This window comes from Roseovarius sp. MS2 (assembly GCF_051447875.1).
Taxonomy (GTDB): Bacteria; Pseudomonadota; Alphaproteobacteria; order Rhodobacterales; family Rhodobacteraceae; genus Roseovarius; species Roseovarius mucosus_A.
This window is the reverse complement of record NZ_JBKHVF010000001.1, coordinates 1,743,062-1,758,630: the sequence shown is the minus strand read 5'-3', so window position 1 is coordinate 1,758,630 and position 15,569 is coordinate 1,743,062. Positions and strand designations below refer to the sequence as shown.

Genomic DNA, 15,569 nt, shown 5'->3' with positions numbered 1-15,569 from the left:
GGCCGGTTTCATCGGCTCAGGAGCCGCCCTTGATTTCGGTCAGTTTGCTTGTCACGAATTCATAGAGTTCCTGAGCGGGAAGGCCGCGCGCGGAATTCTCTTCGATCCAGCTCTGCGCGGCAGGGCCAGCGGCCGCCTCTTTGAACGCATCGAGCGAGGCCTGATCAAAGCTGACCGATGTGATCCCGCGCTCTTCGAGTGCAGGCCCCCAAGCCTTCATCGTCTCGTTCTCGTAATAGTCAATGTAATGCGCCAGCGCCTCATCAACCGACCCAAGCAGGGCCTCGCGCTCTGCATCGCTCAGCGCGTTGAGGGCATCGGTATTGGCCACGACGGGACAGTTCACCGTGCCGGGATTGAGGTTGGCCGTCCACCATGTCGCGCTCTCGATGGTCCCAAAGGACATATGGGCATGTGGCGCAAAGCTGACGGCCTTGACCACGCCGCTATCCATTGATTGCCGCACTTCCGTCGCAGACATCGAGGTGGGCACAGCGCCGATCGCCTGCATGGCAGTACCGATCCCGCCAAGCGCGCGCACGCTCATACCTTTGAAATCCTCGGGGCTATCAGGCACGTCACCTGCACCGACAAAATTATACTGAGGCATCGGCGTGGGCATCAAAAGCGTCGCATTCCATCGCGCCAGATCAGCCTGCACCGCCGGATGAGCGTAAAGGGCCTGCGCAAGGGCGGTTTCCTGTTCCAACGTCTCCACGCCAAGGAACGGCAATTCCATCACTGTCAGCGATGGGTTCTTGTCGGCGTGATATCCGGCACAGAACTGCGCCATTTCGAACGCACCGATTGAGATGCCATCAAGGTTCTCTTTCTCGTTCGAAAGACCGCCATAGCTGATGTTCATGGTGAACTCGCCATTTGTCTTTGCGCTCACCAACTCCGCGATCTTTTCGACGTGTTCGGTAAAGGCACGGCGTTTGCCCCAGACAGACACGTTCCATTCGGTCGCCATAGCCTCGCCTGCAAAGGCAAGGCTTAGGGCGGCCACAGCGGTGTAGCTAAGGTATTTCTTCATGGTTTTTCTCCCTGTGTCGTTTGTTTGATTGGGGTTGCCATTCGGAAATGGGTCAACATTGTTCTTTGTAAACAATGAATATCGACGGCAACCCAGTGGATTGCCTTACAACACACCAGGCGGGCTGGTTTGTCCAGCCTTAGCTGACCTTGGCCCAAGCCAAAGGGTTGGCCGCATCCTGCGCCATCAATACCGGAGCGCGGGGCTGAAAGACGACTGAGCCAAGCGTGGGGCGCGCCGGTCCTCGACCTTAAAAAGCCCGCGCCTCGGAGCAGCAGCACCCCGTTGCCAAGACCATTGGATTTGGCCGCTATCAAAGGCTTCACTTCATCCGTCATGCCTATGAAAACATGCGCGCGATCCCTCGCGGGGGCATCGGCCTTGGTCGCCACCGCTCCAATGAGACCGACTAGGCTGAGCCTGCGACAATGGGACAGCATCGCTATCCTGTTGCTGTTATCGGACCCAAGAGATTTCACATACTATTTTTATCAACTATTCGCAAAGCCCTGTCTGGTCAGCCCAAAGATGGCGTGCTAAACGCGGTCCGATCGCACGACGAAAGTTTCCGCATGCCTGACAGTGCGCCTGCCAAACCTGCCCTCTCCCGGCCAGAGTTCATTGCCATGATGGCGATGATGGCTGCGACGGTGGCGTTTTCAATCGACGCGATGCTGCCCGGCTTGCCGCATATCGCCGAGGCGCTGACGCCAGAGGCGCCCAACCGGGCGCAACTGATCATTACAGCATTTTTGCTGGGTCTGGGGTTGGGCACCTTCGTCTCTGGCCCACTTTCGGACAGCTTCGGACGCAAGCGGGTGATCCTGATCGGTGCGGCGATTTATGCGGCGGGGGCGGGTCTTGCGATGCTTGCCCCAAGCCTTGAGACCCTGCTGGCCGCCCGCGCGGTTCAGGGCGTGGGCGCGGCGGCGTTTCGCATCGTGTCCATCGCCATTATCCGCGATCTTTATGCCGGGCGCGATATGGCGCGGCTCATGTCCTTTGTGATGATGGTGTTTGCTCTGACGCCTGCAATGGCCCCACTCTTGGGCGCGGGTGTGATTGTCTTGGCAGGGTGGCGCGGGGTGTTCGCAGCCTTTGTGCTCTTTGCTCTGATCCTGTCGCTCTGGATGGCGCTGCGACTTCCGGAACCGCTTGCGCCGCAGGCGCGCCGCCCATTTCGCGCGGCCCCTCTCTGGGCCGCACTGCGCGAGGTGTTGGCGCATCCGGTGACGCGGGTGGCCATCGTCGTGCAAATGCTTTGCATGGCCACGCTTTTCACCTCTCTGAGCATGGTGCAGCCAGTGTTCGACGTGACGTTTCACCGCGCAGAGAGTTTCCCCTACTGGTTTTTCCTCATGGCGCTGATTGCGGGTTGTGGCAGCTTCCTCAACTCCCGCCTTGTCATGCGCCTTGGGGTGGAACGGATGGTCAGCGCGGCTCTGGCGTCACAAATCGGGCTGTCCATCGTGGCGATTGCGCTCTGGCAAATCGGCCTTCCGCCTCATGCGCAATTCGCGGTCTTTCTGATCTGGCAGACCAGCGTTTTCTTTCAGGCCGGGCTGACGCTTGGCAATCTCAACGCGCTCGCAATGGCCCCTATGGGCGCGATTGCGGGCATGGCGGCGAGTGTGACCGGGGCTGTGGCGACTGTCGGCAGCGTGGCAATTGCCGTGCCCATCGGGCAGCATTTCGCAGGCACCCCGATGCCCGCGCATTTAGGGGTGTTGGGCGCGGTGCTGACCGGCTTTGTCCTGATGCAACGGTTGCGGGCACGCACAGCGGAAATGGTTTGAGTCATTTTATTTTGTATACCGTCGCATACTATCTTTATCGCGCGCAAATAATCCGCTAAGACAAGCTCAATCCAACGAGTCGCGCGCCTGCGCCGCAGGGCCGCCGCGCGCATCCCCTGATCGGAAAGGATCCCCGATGGCCACGTCCAATACCCCCGATATCATCTACACCAAGGTCGATGAGGCCCCCGAACTGGCGAGCGCCTCGCTCTTGCCGATCATCCAACGCTTTGCGGCGGCGGCCGATGTGACCGTCGGCACCAAGGATATTTCGCTGGCAGGCCGCATCCTTGCCTCTTTCCCCGAGCATCTGACCGAAGAACAGCGTATCGCCGACGATCTCGCGGAACTGGGCGAACTGGTGAAAACCCCCACCGCTAATGTCATCAAACTGCCGAACATCTCGGCCTCTGTGCCGCAACTCCTTGCAGCAATCCGCGAATTGCAAGGACAAGGCTATGCCATCCCCGATTACGTCGAGGACCCGCAGACCGAAAACGAGAAAACCGCGCGCGCGCGCTACGATGCGCTCAAGGGTTCTGCCGTGAACCCGGTTCTGCGCGAGGGCAATTCTGATCGCCGCGCCGCGAGCGCCGTCAAGAAATACGCCCAAGCCAATCCGCACCGCATGGGCGATTGGTCCGCCGACAGCAAGACGCGCGTGGCCGCTATGTCGGGGGGGATTTCTTCTCGAACGAGAAATCCGCCACCCTGCCACAGGCCGCAAAGGCCAAGATTGTTCTGGAAACCGCCGCTGGCGAAACCGTGCTCAAGGATGGGCTGAGCTATCCGGCGGGCACCGTGGTCGATGCCACCTACATGAGCGCCGCTGCACTTGACGCCTTTCTTGCCGAGGAAATCGCGCGCACCAAGGCCGAAGGCGTGCTCTTTTCCATCCACCTCAAGGCCACGATGATGAAGGTCTCGGACCCGATCATTTTCGGTCACGCGGTCAAAGCCTTCCTTGCTCCGGTGTTCGAGCAGTTTGGCGATGCAATGGCCGCCCTTGGCGTGAATCCGAATTCCGGGCTGGGCGACCTATTGTCCAAGGTAAAGGATGAGGCCGAAATCATGGCCGCGATTGAGGCCTGCATGGCCGCGCGCCCGCCGCTTTACATGGTGGATTCCGGCAAGGGGATCACCAATCTGCACGTGCCGTCCGACGTGATCATTGACGCCTCCATGCCCGCGCTGATCCGCGCCGGCGGCAAGGGCTGGGGCCCGGACAATGCAGAACATGATGCCGTCTGCGTCATCCCAGACAACGCCTATGCGCCGGTCTATGACGAGACCATCAACTTCTTCAAAGAGCATGGCAAACTGAACCCGGCAACCGCAGGCACAGTGCAGAACATTGGCCTGATGGCGCAAAAGGCCGAGGAATACGGCAGCCATCCCACCACCTTTGAAATCCCTCAGACTGGCACCGTCAAGATGATGCTCGAAGATGGCACCGTGCTGCATCAGCATAGCGTGGAAGCGGGCGACATCTGGCGCTCGGCCTCGGCACGCAAAGCCCCGATCGAGGATTGGGTCAATCTGGCCATCGAGCGGCAAAAGGCCACCGGCTATCGGTCGATCTTTTGGCTGGATGCGGCGCGCGCCCATGACGCAGAGCTGATCGCGATGGTAAAACCGATCCTCAAGGCACGCGGCGTCGAGGACAAGTTCGAGATCATGGCCCCGCGTGAGGCAACCCGCGCCTCTTTGGAAACCATCACAAAGGGCGAGAACAGCATCGCCATCACCGGCAACGTGCTGCGCGACTACCTGACAGACCTGTTTCCGATCCTTGAATTGGCGACCAGCGCCAAGATGCTGTCCATCGTCAAACTGATGCAGGGCGGTGGCATGTTCGAAACCGGGGCCGGCGGCTCTGCGCCCAAGCATGTGCAGCAATTGCAGTCGGAAAATCACCTGCGGTGGGATTCCTTGGGCGAGTTCTGCGCGCTGGGCGAGAGCCTAAAGTTTCTGGCCGAAACCAACGGCAATGACCGCGCCCGTGTCTTGGGCGAGGCTGTCGAAACCGCCACGCAGGGCATTCTGGATCATGACCGCTCACCAAGCCGCAAGGTGGGAGAGCCCGACAACCGCGACAGCCACTACTGGTTTGCCCGCTATTGGGCCGAGGCCTTGGCGACCCAGACCGAGGATGCAGCCCTCGCTGCAGAATTCGCGCCAGTCGCACAGGCCTTGGCCGAGAATGAAGCCAAAATCGTTGGGGAATTGGCCGCAGCCCAGGGCAAACCCGCCGATATTGGCGGCTATTACCACGCTGATCCGGCCAAGCTGGCAGCGGTGATGCGCCCAAGTGCGACGTTGAACGCGATTATCGGCTAACAGGCACTGACCGCGCGGCCAATAGGGTCGCGCGGTTCACTCTCCAACCGGGGCCACGCTATTCCCCGCCAGCTCCTCGGAGAAGGGGCGCGGCAGCGGGTCTTTGCCCAGACGGGCGCGGTAAGCGGGCAGGCTTTCGGCCACGCGCATCACGTAATTCTGGGTTTCGCGGAATGGGATATGCTCGATCCAGTCAACGATCCCATGAGCATCGCGGCCCCGCGGATCGCCATACTGTTCGATCCATTGCGCCGCGCGTCCCGGACCAGCGTTATAGCCGACCGAGACCAGCACGATATTGCCACCAAACCGGGCACCCAACCCGGCAAGATAGGCCGATCCAAGCCGCGCGCTATAAACCCAGTCATTCAGCACATCTGAGGGCACATAGAGCAGGCCCAGATCACGCGCCATATCCCGCGCCGTGCCGGGCATAAGCTGCATCAGCCCCTGCGCGCCTGCGCCGCTGACCACAACGTGGTTGAATTCGCTCTCTCGCCGGGCAATCGCAAGGGCCAGTTCCATCGGCGTTGGCAGGTCCATGTCCACCATTGGATGCAGGGCATAATAGGGGCGTTCCACGATCACCCCACGCTCTGCCGCCGTCTTACCCAACATCACCTGAAGATGGGGCTGCTTGAGATCTTCGAGCATATGGCCCATTTGCCTAAGGCCGGTGCGATCCTGTGCTTCGGCCAGATGCAGGAAGAACCGCCGCGCAAGGCTCAGATCGTTCATGCGCAGGGCCAGCGTTCCAATCTCATGCAGGTCGGTTTGCGCGAACGCAGCACCGCGCCAGTCGGGTGTGCCCTCGGTCCCGGCCAGACGTAGATCAAATGCCACCTTCCCCGCCTCAGCGGCCAATAGCCCGTAAAAACTGGTCTGATATTCGGCCCCCTCGGCATAGGCCAGTTGCGCCGCCTCGGGATCTCCCAGCGCCTCTTGGGTGCGACCAATCCAATAGCCCGCCCGCCCCAGCGAAATCGGCGTGGCGACAGCGGCACGAAAGCGCTGGAAATGATCAAGCGCAAGTTCAGGCGCGTCGAGATACGTCAGCGCGAGATACCCCGAAAGCCATTCGAGATCCGCAAAATTTGCCCCCTCGACCAGCTGATGCACAGACGCGATATCATAGGCCAATTGCGCCTCGCCCGCGCGCATACTCTGCCGCGCCAAGGTGCGCCGCCAGCTGGCCCAGCGCTCCGGCTCTCCTAGCCCCGCCTTGATCCGGCTCTGGCGCAAGAGAACAGCAATAGCATCCTCGGGCGCGTTGCTCAGGTGGCGGGTGAACAGTTCGAACGCGATGCCGGGATTGCGCGCCTCAGCCTCGGTCAGCCCCTTGCCGCCGTCGCGTTTCACAGTCTCGCGCAACTTCGCCAGACGGCGCGCTTCTTCCGGGACCAGGGGCAGCATATCCGCGACATCCGCCAAGCCCCGCCAAAGCGCCATTTCCAACCGGGCCTCGTGATGCGGGGCCAAGAGCGCGCCAAACTCGCGCAGGAAATCCTGATGTTCGGCACCCGTCAGGTCCAGCGTGCGCCACGCCAACACAAGGCCGATCTCAGCCTCGCCTTGCCGCCCCCGTGCCTGTAAAGCGCGCGCAAGATTAAGCGCGCCAGTGCCCGTCTGGGGCGTGTAGCCCTTATAAAATGCCAACACATCGTCGAAATCGGCATGGGTCATCGGCTCTTCGCTCTGCTGACGCAGGTAGTCTAGACCGGGCCAATGGGCGTTGCGGCCAAGAAAATCGAGGATCGCATCCGGTTCGCCCAAACCCGCACGCAGACGGTGCCATTCGATCAGATCCGCAGCGGCGATTCCATCGCGCCGCGCCAGACGAGCAGCCACTTCCCAGCGTCCGGCCTGCATGGCATCAAGCGCAGTTGCCAGCGGGCGTGGTGCCTGCCGTGGCAGATCAGACGCATACCCCGGCGAAACCAACAGGCTCAGCCCCAAAACCATGATCAGCGCGCGCAACATCTCTTGCATTTTCCGCTTTTGCGAAGGATAGACAACGCCAGCCTAAGCGGCCCGCGCGCCCGCGTCCATGCACGATGCCGGTGCAGATGTGCGGTCTGCCGCCGATGGCCCGGAATACTAGCGGGTCCTGCCCACAAAGTCAGCAAGAGGAGCGTGTCATGTTCAGAGGATCTTTTCCTGCCCTGGTCACGCCGTTCAAGAACGGCGCAGTGGATGTGGAAACGCTCAAGAAACTGGTGGAGTGGCACATCGGTGAGGGTAGCCATGGGCTTGTGCCCGTAGGCACCACCGGCGAAAGCCCGACATTGACCCATCAGGAACATGAGATGGTCGTCGAAGAGGTGGTGCGCGCCGCAGCGGGCCGTATTCCGGTTATTGCGGGCGCTGGCAGCAACAACACGCTTGAAGGCATCCGGTTGATGCAGCACGCCCACAAGGTCGGGGCGAATGCCGCGCTGGTCGTGACCCCCTATTACAACAAGCCAACGCAAGCCGGGTTGATTGCGCATTTCACAGCGCTGCATGATTGTTGCGATCTGCCAATCATCATCTACAATATTCCGGGTCGGTCCGTCGTGGACATGACCCCTGACACCATGGGCAAACTGGCGCAATTGCCACGCATTGTGGGGGTCAAGGACGCAACAGGCGATCTGGCGCGGGTCTGCGCCCAGCGCATATCCTGTGGCAAGGATTTCATCCAGATTTCAGGCGAAGATGCGACCGCCCATGGGTTCAACGCGCAGGGCGGGGTTGGCGTGATTTCCGTCACCGCCAATGTCGCGCCCAAGCTAGTGGCGCAGGTCCAAGAGGCGACGCTGGCGGGCGACTATGCCAAAGCGCTGGAATTGCAGGACCGTCTGATGCCGCTGCATCGCGCGATCTTTGTCGAACCGGGGCTGGTGGGCGTCAAATACGCCATGTCGCGGCTGGGGCTTTGCAGCGAAGAGGTGCGTTCGCCTTTGGTGGGCCTTAGCGATCCGACCAAGGCGCTGGTCGAAGACGGCATGCGCCACGCCGGATTGATCAACTAACCCATACTTGGCGCGCGGCGGGGGGCAAAACGCCCCCCGCCCGCCATTTTTATTGCACTTCTCCCGTGGGACGCGGGGTCAGAAGGGTCTCGGCGGGCAGGACCGGATAGGTCACTTCTGGCATCTTGCCGGTCAGCGCCCCGAGGAAGGCCACGATCTGATCAGCCTCAGCATCGTTGATTTCTTCCCCCAATTGAGACGTCCCCATGATCTGAACCGCGACCTTGAGATCCCAGACCTTGCCCGAGTGGAAATAGGGCGCGGTTTGGTCGATATTGCGCAGGGGCGCGGCACGGAACACATAGGAATCATCAGCCGTTTCGGTCACGGCAAAGCGGCCACGGTCGTCAGGCGGCAGCACGTCGGCACCGGGTTTCTCGATCAGACCAAAGGGATAATAGCCATTGCCACCAAGGTTGATGCCGTTGTGGCAAGACGAACAGCCCTTGTCGATAAACAACTGAAGCCCCGCCTTTTGGCCGTCACTCAATGCCGCGTCGTCCCCATTGAGAAAGGCATCAAAGGGCGAGGGCGTGATCAGCGTTGCTTCATAGGCTTCAATCGCCTTGGCGAAATTATCGAAACTGACAGGGTTCTCCTCCTCAGGGAAAGAGGCGGTAAACCAATCAATATACTGCGGCATCGACATCAGTGTTGCGACGACGTTTTCCGGGGTATTGGCCATCTCGACACCTGCCTGAACCGGGCCTTTGGCCTGCTCGGCAAGGTCCGCCGCGCGGCCATCCCAGAATTGCGCCTCGTTGAACACGGCATTCAGAACGGTGGGCGAATTACGCGGCCCTTTTTGCCAGGCATGCCCAATGGAGGTCTCCATATTGTCATCGCCGCCCGTGGCGAGGTTGTGGCAGGAGTTGCACGAGAAAACACCCGAGGCTGACATGCGCGGATCAAAAAAGAGCGCCTTGCCAAGGTCGATCTTGTCCTCTGTGATCACGTTGTCATTCAACGCCGGGATGGTCGACGGCAACGGCGCAAAAAGCTCTTGCGCGCGCTCGCGCAGATCAGACGCCGCAGCGCCTTGCGCCAAGGCCAAGGCAGACAGGGTGCCGAGGATAAGTTTGAGAGGAGGGGTCACGGAATTGCTCCTTTAGCTTCGATGAGTCGCGCGCTTGGAACGATTCTAATCTAGCCAATGCCAGAGCGGATTGATCTGCCTCAATATCCCATGCAATTGCCCGAGACGTTCGCCGGATTAGGCGTTAGAAATCCAGTTGTTCGCTCTCAGTGTCTTTTCGCATCATTTTAGCCTCAAATGCGCGCGCAATGCGGCTATGCCTTGATTTCAGACCTCTTACGGGTCTAAGCCGCGCCGCAATACGTTGCCTTTGCAACACCTCTTAAAACGTCATTATCCGAGGATTCCGATGCAATTGCCTAATCTCGCCCCCGTGCCCGAACTTTATGTCTCTTACGAGAGTGCGCAAAAGCTCAAAGTCGAGGCCGCGAGCCTCACCAGCTGGGATCTCAGCCCGCGCCAGATCTGCGACCTTGAACTCTTGATGAACGGCGGCTTCAACCCGCTCAAAGGGTTTCTGAGCGAGGCCGATTACGACGGTGTTGTCGAACACATGCGTCTGGCCGACGGCACACTCTGGCCGATGCCGATCACGCTGGATGTGAACGAAAAATTCGCTGACGGTCTGGAAATCGGTCAGGACATCGCTCTGCGCGACCAAGAGGGTGTGATCCTGGCAACCATGACCGTCACCGACCGCTGGACCCCCAACAAGGCGCGCGAGGCCGAGCATGTGTTCGGCGCGGATGATCTGGCACATCCGGCGGTGAACTATCTGCATCACACGGCTGGCAAAATCTATCTGGGCGGGCCTGTGACCGGCATTCAACAGCCGGTGCATTATGATTTTCGGGGCCGCCGCGATACCCCCAACGAATTGCGCGCCCTCTTCCGCAAACTTGGCTGGCGCCGCGTCGTGGCCTTTCAAACCCGCAACCCGCTGCACCGCGCGCATCAGGAACTGACATTCCGCGCCGCCAAAGAAGCGCAGGCGAACCTGCTCATTCACCCTGTCGTCGGCATGACCAAACCGGGCGACGTGGATCACTTCACCCGCGTGCGCTGCTATGAGGCGGTGCTCGACAAATACCCAAGCGCGACCACCACGATGAGCCTGCTCAATCTGGCAATGCGGATGGCAGGCCCGCGCGAGGCGGTCTGGCACGGCCTGATCCGCAAAAACCACGGCTGCACGCATTTCATCGTGGGTCGCGATCACGCTGGCCCGGGCAAGAACAGTCAGGGTCAGGATTTCTATGGCCCCTATGATGCGCAAGAGTTGTTCAAGCAGCATCAGGATGAAATCGGCATCGAGATGGTCGATTTCAAACATATGGTCTATGTGCAGGAGAAGGCCCAGTATTACCCGATTTCCGAAGTGCCGGAAGGCGCAACAGTGCTTGATATTTCCGGCACCGAACTCCGCCGCCGTTTGGCCGAAGGCCTGGAAATCCCCGAGTGGTTTTCGTTCCCCGAAGTGGTGCGCGAATTGCGCCGCACACGTCCGCCACGGTCCAAGCAGGGCTTTACCGTGTTTTTCACTGGCTTCTCAGGATCGGGCAAATCCACCATTGCCAACGCTCTGATGGTCAAGCTGATGGAGATGGGCGGGCGTCCCGTAACCCTGCTCGACGGCGATATCGTGCGCAAGAACCTGAGCTCCGAGCTGGGCCTTTCCAAGGAACACCGGGATCTCAACATTCGCCGCATCGGGTATGTGGCCTCTGAAATCACCAAGAACGGCGGCATCGCCATCTGCGCGCCTATCGCCCCCTATGCCACGACACGCCGCGCGGTGCGCGAGGATGTCGAGCAGTTCGGCGCCTTTATCGAGGTGCATGTCTCGACCAGCCTCGAGGAATGCGAACGCCGTGACCGCAAGGGCCTCTACAAGCTGGCCCGCGAAGGCAAGATCAAGGAATTTACGGGGATCTCCGATCCGTATGACGTTCCCGAGAACCCCGAATTGCGCGTCGAGACCGAGAATGTCGATGTCGACAACTGCGCGCATCAAGTGATTCTCAAGCTCGAAAGCCTTGGCCTGATCGCCGGCTAAACGCAGCTAACTTAACGAAAAAGGGCCGTCCCCCGCGGGGCGGCCCTTTTGCCATCTGACCGGCTAAGCACGGGCCATCAATGCACCGTCACCGGCTCCATATTGTTCTGACGCGCAAGCAAAAACGCCAACTTGCGGTCTCGCACCAATGCCAGACGCTCACCCTCGGCGGTGTGCACCGCGTAAAGCGTGGTCAAATCCCCCACCTGTTCACGCATATCGGCGGGAAGATCACCCACTTTGACCGCGCGCACATAGACGATGGGGCGATCTGTATCCTGTCCGAAATCATATCGCGTATCCATGATCGCTTACCCCTTGTTGATCTTGATTCTCTGCACCACCGGTTCGGGCTGTGCCCGTGTCAGATCGACGTGCAAAAGACCGTTTTCCATAATCGCCTCACCCACCTCGACCCCGTCTGCCAGCACGAAAGAGCGTTGAAATTGGCGCGCCGCGATGCCGCGATGCAGATAGAGCCGGTCTTCGGCCTCGTCGCTCTGACGGCCCCGGATCACCAATTGCCGATCCTCGACAGTGATCGCCAGATTATCCTCGGCAAAGCCAGCCACAGCCAGCGTGATACGATAGGAATTCTGCGAGGTCTGTTCGATATTGAAGGGCGGATAGCCCTCGTTTCCAGATTTCGCGCTGCGTTCCAGCATGCGCTCCAGCTGTTCAAACCCCAGCATATAGGGGTGCGACCCCAGAGTAAGCTTTGTCATCGACACGTCCTTGAGCTTAAGCGACCGTCCATCTTTCAGGCCCCGTTTCGGCGGCCATGGATAGGAATATGGGGGCTGGTCCACAGGCGTGCAAGGGCTTTGCGAACGGGTTCCGATTCGCTATCTTAAACGCTCAAGAGCCCAGAGGAATCGCATGCCATGAATGCCTTCAGCGACCTGTCGATGAAATCCGAGGATGTGTTGCGCGTCGAGTTGGAGGAATTCCGTCGCGAGCATCGCGATTTGGATGAGGCCATTCGCGCGCTGCAAGACAAGGGCACGGCGGATCAGTTGATGATCCAGCGGCTCAAGAAGAAAAAACTCTGGCTGCGCGACATGATCGCAAGGATCGAGGATCGGCTTTACCCGGACATCATTGCGTAGGCCTACGTGATCAGTATAGTGCGCGCTTCGATACGAGGGGCGTTACATGGCAGGCGTAAAGATCGGCATCATCATGGGCAGTCAATCCGACTGGCCCACCATGCGCGAAGCGGCGCAGATTCTGGATGAATTGGGCGTGGCCTATGAGGCGCGCATCGTCTCGGCACATCGCACGCCAGATCGGCTTTGGGACTACGGCAAATCGGCGGTCGCGCGCGGCTTGCAGGTGATCATCGCCGGGGCCGGCGGCGCGGCACATCTGCCGGGGATGATGGCGTCCAAGACGCGCGTGCCGGTGATCGGCGTGCCGGTGCAGACGCGGGCATTGTCAGGCGTCGACAGCCTCTACTCCATTGTGCAGATGCCAAAGGGGTTCCCGGTGGCTACGATGGCGATTGGGGCTGCGGGGGCGGCTAATGCCGGGCTGATGGCAGCGGCAATCCTTGCCATTTCTGACGCCGCGCTTGCACAGCGCCTGGACGATTGGCGCGCGGCGCTTTCGGCCTCTATCCCGGATGAGCCCAGCGATGAGTGAGATGCTTCCCACGGGTGCCACGATCGGAATCCTCGGCGGCGGGCAATTGGGCCGCATGCTCTCGGTTGCCGCCTCGCGGTTGGGGTTCAAGACCGTGATCTTTGAGCCGGGTGGCGATTGCCCAGCCAGCCATGTGGCGCATCAGCATATTCAGGCCGACTACACAGATGAAGACGCGCTGCGCCGCTTTGCCGGAATGGTCGATGTGATCACCTATGAATTCGAGAACATCCCCACCGCAGCCCTCGATGTGCTAGAGCGTGCGTGCCCAGTGCGCCCAGACCGCCGCGCCCTCAAGGTCAGTCAAGACCGCCTTCTGGAAAAATCGTTTCTGAGCGATCTGGGGCTGATGACCGCCCCCTTTGCTGCCGTGGACGATCCCGAGGACATGGCCGAAGCGATGGCCGAAATCGGCATACCTGCGATCCTCAAGACCCGTCGCTTTGGGTATGACGGCAAAGGGCAGGCGCGGATCATGTCCCCTACCGATGCCGAACAAGCGCTGGCTGACATGGCCGGGCAACCCGCGATCTACGAAGGCTTTGTCGAATTCTCCCACGAAGTCTCGGTCATCGCCGCACGTAATCAGGCAGGCGATGTGGCCTGCTACGATCCCGGCGAGAATGTGCATGAGGGCGGCATCCTGCGCACCACCACTGTGCCCGCGCGCCTGACAGCGGCGCAGCGCACTGATGCGGTGCTTTTGGCGGCCAAAATCCTCAACAGTCTCAAATATGTAGGGGTGATGGGGGTCGAGCTTTTCGTGACGCCCAAGGGCCTCATCGTCAATGAAATCGCGCCACGTGTGCACAACTCCGGCCACTGGACGCAGGCAGGCTGCGCCATCGACCAGTTCGAGCAACATATCCGCGCGGTGGCTGGCTGGCCTTTGGGCGATGGCACCCGCTATGCCGATGTGGTGATGGAAAACCTGATCGGCGATGACATGGACCGCGTGCCGGCCTTGGCGCGGGCATCCGGCGTCTCACTACATCTCTACGGCAAGGCAGAGGTCAAGCCGGGGCGCAAGATGGGCCATGCCAACAAGATTGTATCCAAATGCTGACCCCGGCTTCATCTGGCCCAAAATACCTCGGGGGAGTCCCGGACAACGTCCGGGACGGGGGCAGCGCCCCCTTCTTAATCCCCGGCGGCTAAAAGTGCGCGCAACCCAGATCGGTAGTCAGGATAAATCAGCTTTATCCCCAACTCCTCTTTAATCCGTCGGTTCGAAACCCGCTTTGACTCCGCATAGAATGACCGCGCCATTGGTGTCATCTCGGCCTCGTCAAAGGCCACCTCTTCGGGCAGTGGCAGGCCCAACAAGTCTGCGGCATGGCCGATCACATCCTGCGGCGGGGCCGGATCATCATCGCAGAGGTTATAGACCGCGCCCGGATTGGGCCGGTTGATCGACGCTTCCAGCACCTGCGCGATGTCCTCTACATGGATGCGGCTAAACACTTGCCCCGGCTTTACAATCCGCCGCGCCGTGCCTTGGCGCACTTTCTCGAACGGTCCGCGACCGGGGCCATAAATCCCCGCAAGGCGAAAGATGTGAAGCGGCAAACCGGGGATCGCCTGCCAGTCCGCCTCGGCGTCAACCCGCATCTGGCCGCGTCTGGTCGAGGGGGTAAGCGGCGTTGCCTCATCTACCCAACCGCCTGCATGATCGCCGTAAACTCCGGTGGTCGACAGATAGCCAACCCAGGCCAGCCGGGGCGCGGCCTCGGCAATCGCATCGCGATATCGCGCCAACACCGGATCGCCCGCCGCATCGGGTGCAGCAGAAATCAACAGATGCGTGGCCGATGCCAAAGCAGGCCGCAAATCATCCTCCGGCCAAAGCGCGGGCGTCACCCCCTCGCGGCGCAAAACCTCGGCCTTGTCAGCGCTGCGGGTGGTGCCAATGATCTGCCAGCCCTGCGGCAACAGGCGAGCGGTAAGGGCGCGGGCGGAAAAGCCGTGGCCAAAGGAAAGAAGCGTTTGTGTCATCGCCCTTACATGGCGCGGGCGGCAGGGATTGGCAAGGCGGCGGGGTTTCGCCTGCCCCATACAAGCCCTCTGGCGCGAAAAGACGGATACAGGCATCTTGCACCCAGTGTTTTTCAGGAGCCGCCATGTCTTTGATCAGTCGCCGTCTTGTTCTGGGTTTCATCGCGGTTGCCCCGCTGGCCGCCTGTGCGCGGCCAGAGCCGGAAGTGTCCAGCCGCAACGCCCCTTTTGATCCGCCCCTCTATCCCAATGAAACGCCCGAGTTGCGTAGTCTGATCAACAAATATGCCGATCATTACGAGGTACCGCGCAGCCTTGTGCATCGTCTGGCGATCCGAGAGAGCACGCATCGCCCCGGTGCGCGCAACGGGCCCTATTATGGCCTGCTGCAAATCCTGCCCCAGACGGCGCGCGGCATGGGGCATCGGGGGCCTGCCTCCGAGTTGCTCGATGCCGAGACCAATCTCAAATACGGGGTCAAATACCTGCGCGGGGCCTATATCGTGGCGGATGGCAATCCTGATGCGGCGATCATGTGGTATGCGCGGGGCTATTATTACGAGGCCAAGCGCAAAGGGCTTCTGGTGGAAACCGGTCTGCGCTCGGCCTGAGGGGCAGGTCACATCCGCGCCGATTGCGCGGCTGTCGACCC

13 protein-coding genes and 1 pseudogene are annotated in these 15,569 nt (G+C 60.6%); 8 read left to right on the top strand and 6 right to left on the bottom strand.

Annotation, left to right across the window (positions count from 1 at the left end; all coding sequences use genetic code 11):
- Nucleotides 1–16: 16 nt before the first annotated feature.
- A complete protein-coding gene (locus ACLGGT_RS08705) occupies nucleotides 17–1,036 on the bottom strand; it encodes a C4-dicarboxylate TRAP transporter substrate-binding protein (RefSeq protein ID WP_008281443.1) in 1,020 nt (339 codons plus the stop codon).
- 572 nt (nucleotides 1,037–1,608) lie between these two features.
- On the opposite strand from ACLGGT_RS08705, the gene ACLGGT_RS08700 reads away from it, so the two are divergent.
- Together ACLGGT_RS08700 and ACLGGT_RS08695 are read left to right on the top strand one after the other, a co-directional pair.
- Nucleotides 1,609–2,832, top strand: a complete 1,224-nt coding sequence (locus ACLGGT_RS08700) for an MFS transporter (RefSeq protein WP_199861230.1) — start codon at nucleotides 1,609–1,611, stop codon at nucleotides 2,830–2,832.
- A gap of 136 nt (nucleotides 2,833–2,968) precedes the next feature.
- Nucleotides 2,969–5,172: pseudogene (locus ACLGGT_RS08695) on the top strand (NADP-dependent isocitrate dehydrogenase).
- Between the two features lie 36 nt (nucleotides 5,173–5,208).
- Here the strand turns inward: ACLGGT_RS08695 and ACLGGT_RS08690 are convergent.
- Nucleotides 5,209–7,161, bottom strand: coding sequence for a lytic transglycosylase domain-containing protein (locus ACLGGT_RS08690; protein ID WP_437195727.1), 1,953 nt, complete (start codon nucleotides 7,159–7,161; stop codon nucleotides 5,209–5,211).
- A gap of 149 nt (nucleotides 7,162–7,310) precedes the next feature.
- On the opposite strand from ACLGGT_RS08690, the gene dapA reads away from it, so the two are divergent.
- On the top strand, nucleotides 7,311–8,186 hold the full coding sequence (dapA, locus tag ACLGGT_RS08685; RefSeq protein ID WP_037297888.1) for a 4-hydroxy-tetrahydrodipicolinate synthase: 876 nt from the start codon (nucleotides 7,311–7,313) through the stop codon (nucleotides 8,184–8,186).
- A 49-nt stretch (nucleotides 8,187–8,235) separates the two neighbouring features.
- On the opposite strand, the gene ACLGGT_RS08680 is transcribed toward dapA, so the two are convergent.
- Nucleotides 8,236–9,282, bottom strand: coding sequence for a cytochrome-c peroxidase (locus tag ACLGGT_RS08680; protein WP_037297886.1), 1,047 nt, complete (start codon nucleotides 9,280–9,282; stop codon nucleotides 8,236–8,238).
- A gap of 289 nt (nucleotides 9,283–9,571) precedes the next feature.
- Here ACLGGT_RS08680 and ACLGGT_RS08675 point away from each other — a divergent pair, with 289 nt between their 5' ends.
- The gene (locus tag ACLGGT_RS08675; protein WP_437195724.1) at nucleotides 9,572–11,278 is read left to right on the top strand and encodes a bifunctional sulfate adenylyltransferase/adenylylsulfate kinase; all 1,707 of its coding nucleotides are present in this window, start codon (nucleotides 9,572–9,574) and stop codon (nucleotides 11,276–11,278) included.
- Nucleotides 11,279–11,355: 77 nt separating this feature from the next.
- Here the strand turns inward: ACLGGT_RS08675 and ACLGGT_RS08670 are convergent, their stop codons facing one another.
- Nucleotides 11,356–11,583, bottom strand: a complete 228-nt coding sequence (locus ACLGGT_RS08670) for a DUF1150 family protein (RefSeq protein ID WP_008281435.1) — start codon at nucleotides 11,581–11,583, stop codon at nucleotides 11,356–11,358.
- Nucleotides 11,584–11,589: 6 nt separating this feature from the next.
- Nucleotides 11,590–12,003: an Hsp20 family protein gene (locus ACLGGT_RS08665; RefSeq protein ID WP_037297884.1), complete on the bottom strand. Its 414-nt coding sequence runs from the start codon at nucleotides 12,001–12,003 to the stop codon at nucleotides 11,590–11,592.
- Between the two features lie 159 nt (nucleotides 12,004–12,162).
- Here ACLGGT_RS08665 and ACLGGT_RS08660 point away from each other — a divergent pair, with 159 nt between their 5' ends.
- From ACLGGT_RS08660 to ACLGGT_RS08650, 3 genes are read left to right on the top strand one after another with little or no spacing between them, the layout of a single operon-like run.
- On the top strand, nucleotides 12,163–12,387 hold the full coding sequence (locus ACLGGT_RS08660; protein WP_008281433.1) for a YdcH family protein: 225 nt from the start codon (nucleotides 12,163–12,165) through the stop codon (nucleotides 12,385–12,387).
- Between the two features lie 46 nt (nucleotides 12,388–12,433).
- Nucleotides 12,434–12,922 (top strand): 5-(carboxyamino)imidazole ribonucleotide mutase, encoded by a 489-nt coding sequence (purE, locus tag ACLGGT_RS08655; protein ID WP_008281432.1) that lies wholly within the window; start codon nucleotides 12,434–12,436, stop codon nucleotides 12,920–12,922.
- On the top strand, nucleotides 12,915–13,988 hold the full coding sequence (locus ACLGGT_RS08650) for a 5-(carboxyamino)imidazole ribonucleotide synthase (protein WP_437195722.1): 1,074 nt from the start codon (nucleotides 12,915–12,917) through the stop codon (nucleotides 13,986–13,988). Before purE ends, ACLGGT_RS08650 begins: the two co-directional genes overlap by 8 nt.
- 74 nt (nucleotides 13,989–14,062) lie before the next feature.
- On the opposite strand, the gene ACLGGT_RS08645 is transcribed toward ACLGGT_RS08650, so the two are convergent.
- Nucleotides 14,063–14,917, bottom strand: a complete 855-nt coding sequence (locus tag ACLGGT_RS08645) for an SDR family oxidoreductase (RefSeq protein WP_437195720.1) — start codon at nucleotides 14,915–14,917, stop codon at nucleotides 14,063–14,065.
- A 125-nt stretch (nucleotides 14,918–15,042) separates the two neighbouring features.
- Here ACLGGT_RS08645 and ACLGGT_RS08640 point away from each other — a divergent pair, with 125 nt between their 5' ends.
- The gene (locus ACLGGT_RS08640; protein ID WP_008281429.1) at nucleotides 15,043–15,528 is read left to right on the top strand and encodes a lytic transglycosylase domain-containing protein; all 486 of its coding nucleotides are present in this window, start codon (nucleotides 15,043–15,045) and stop codon (nucleotides 15,526–15,528) included.
- Nucleotides 15,529–15,569: the final 41 nt, after the last annotated feature.

Excerpts from the sequence above, each read along its gene's own strand:
- ACLGGT_RS08705 (WP_008281443.1), bottom strand. The coding sequence starts at position 1,036 with ATGAAGAAATACCTTAGCTACACCGCTGTGGCCGCCCTAAGCCTTGCC.
- ACLGGT_RS08640 (WP_008281429.1), top strand. The coding sequence starts at position 15,043 with ATGTCTTTGATCAGTCGCCGTCTTGTTCTGGGTTTCATCGCGGTTGCC.
- ACLGGT_RS08700 (WP_199861230.1), top strand. The coding sequence starts at position 1,609 with ATGCCTGACAGTGCGCCTGCCAAACCTGCCCTCTCCCGGCCAGAGTTC.
- ACLGGT_RS08670 (WP_008281435.1), bottom strand. The coding sequence starts at position 11,583 with ATGGATACGCGATATGATTTCGGACAGGATACAGATCGCCCCATCGTC.
- ACLGGT_RS08690 (WP_437195727.1), bottom strand. The coding sequence starts at position 7,161 with ATGCAAGAGATGTTGCGCGCGCTGATCATGGTTTTGGGGCTGAGCCTG.
- ACLGGT_RS08665 (WP_037297884.1), bottom strand. The coding sequence starts at position 12,003 with ATGACAAAGCTTACTCTGGGGTCGCACCCCTATATGCTGGGGTTTGAA.
- ACLGGT_RS08675 (WP_437195724.1), top strand. The coding sequence starts at position 9,572 with ATGCAATTGCCTAATCTCGCCCCCGTGCCCGAACTTTATGTCTCTTAC.
- purE (WP_008281432.1), top strand. The coding sequence starts at position 12,434 with ATGGCAGGCGTAAAGATCGGCATCATCATGGGCAGTCAATCCGACTGG.
- ACLGGT_RS08650 (WP_437195722.1), top strand. The coding sequence starts at position 12,915 with ATGAGTGAGATGCTTCCCACGGGTGCCACGATCGGAATCCTCGGCGGC.
- ACLGGT_RS08660 (WP_008281433.1), top strand. The coding sequence starts at position 12,163 with ATGAATGCCTTCAGCGACCTGTCGATGAAATCCGAGGATGTGTTGCGC.
- ACLGGT_RS08645 (WP_437195720.1), bottom strand. The coding sequence starts at position 14,917 with ATGACACAAACGCTTCTTTCCTTTGGCCACGGCTTTTCCGCCCGCGCC.
- dapA (WP_037297888.1), top strand. The coding sequence starts at position 7,311 with ATGTTCAGAGGATCTTTTCCTGCCCTGGTCACGCCGTTCAAGAACGGC.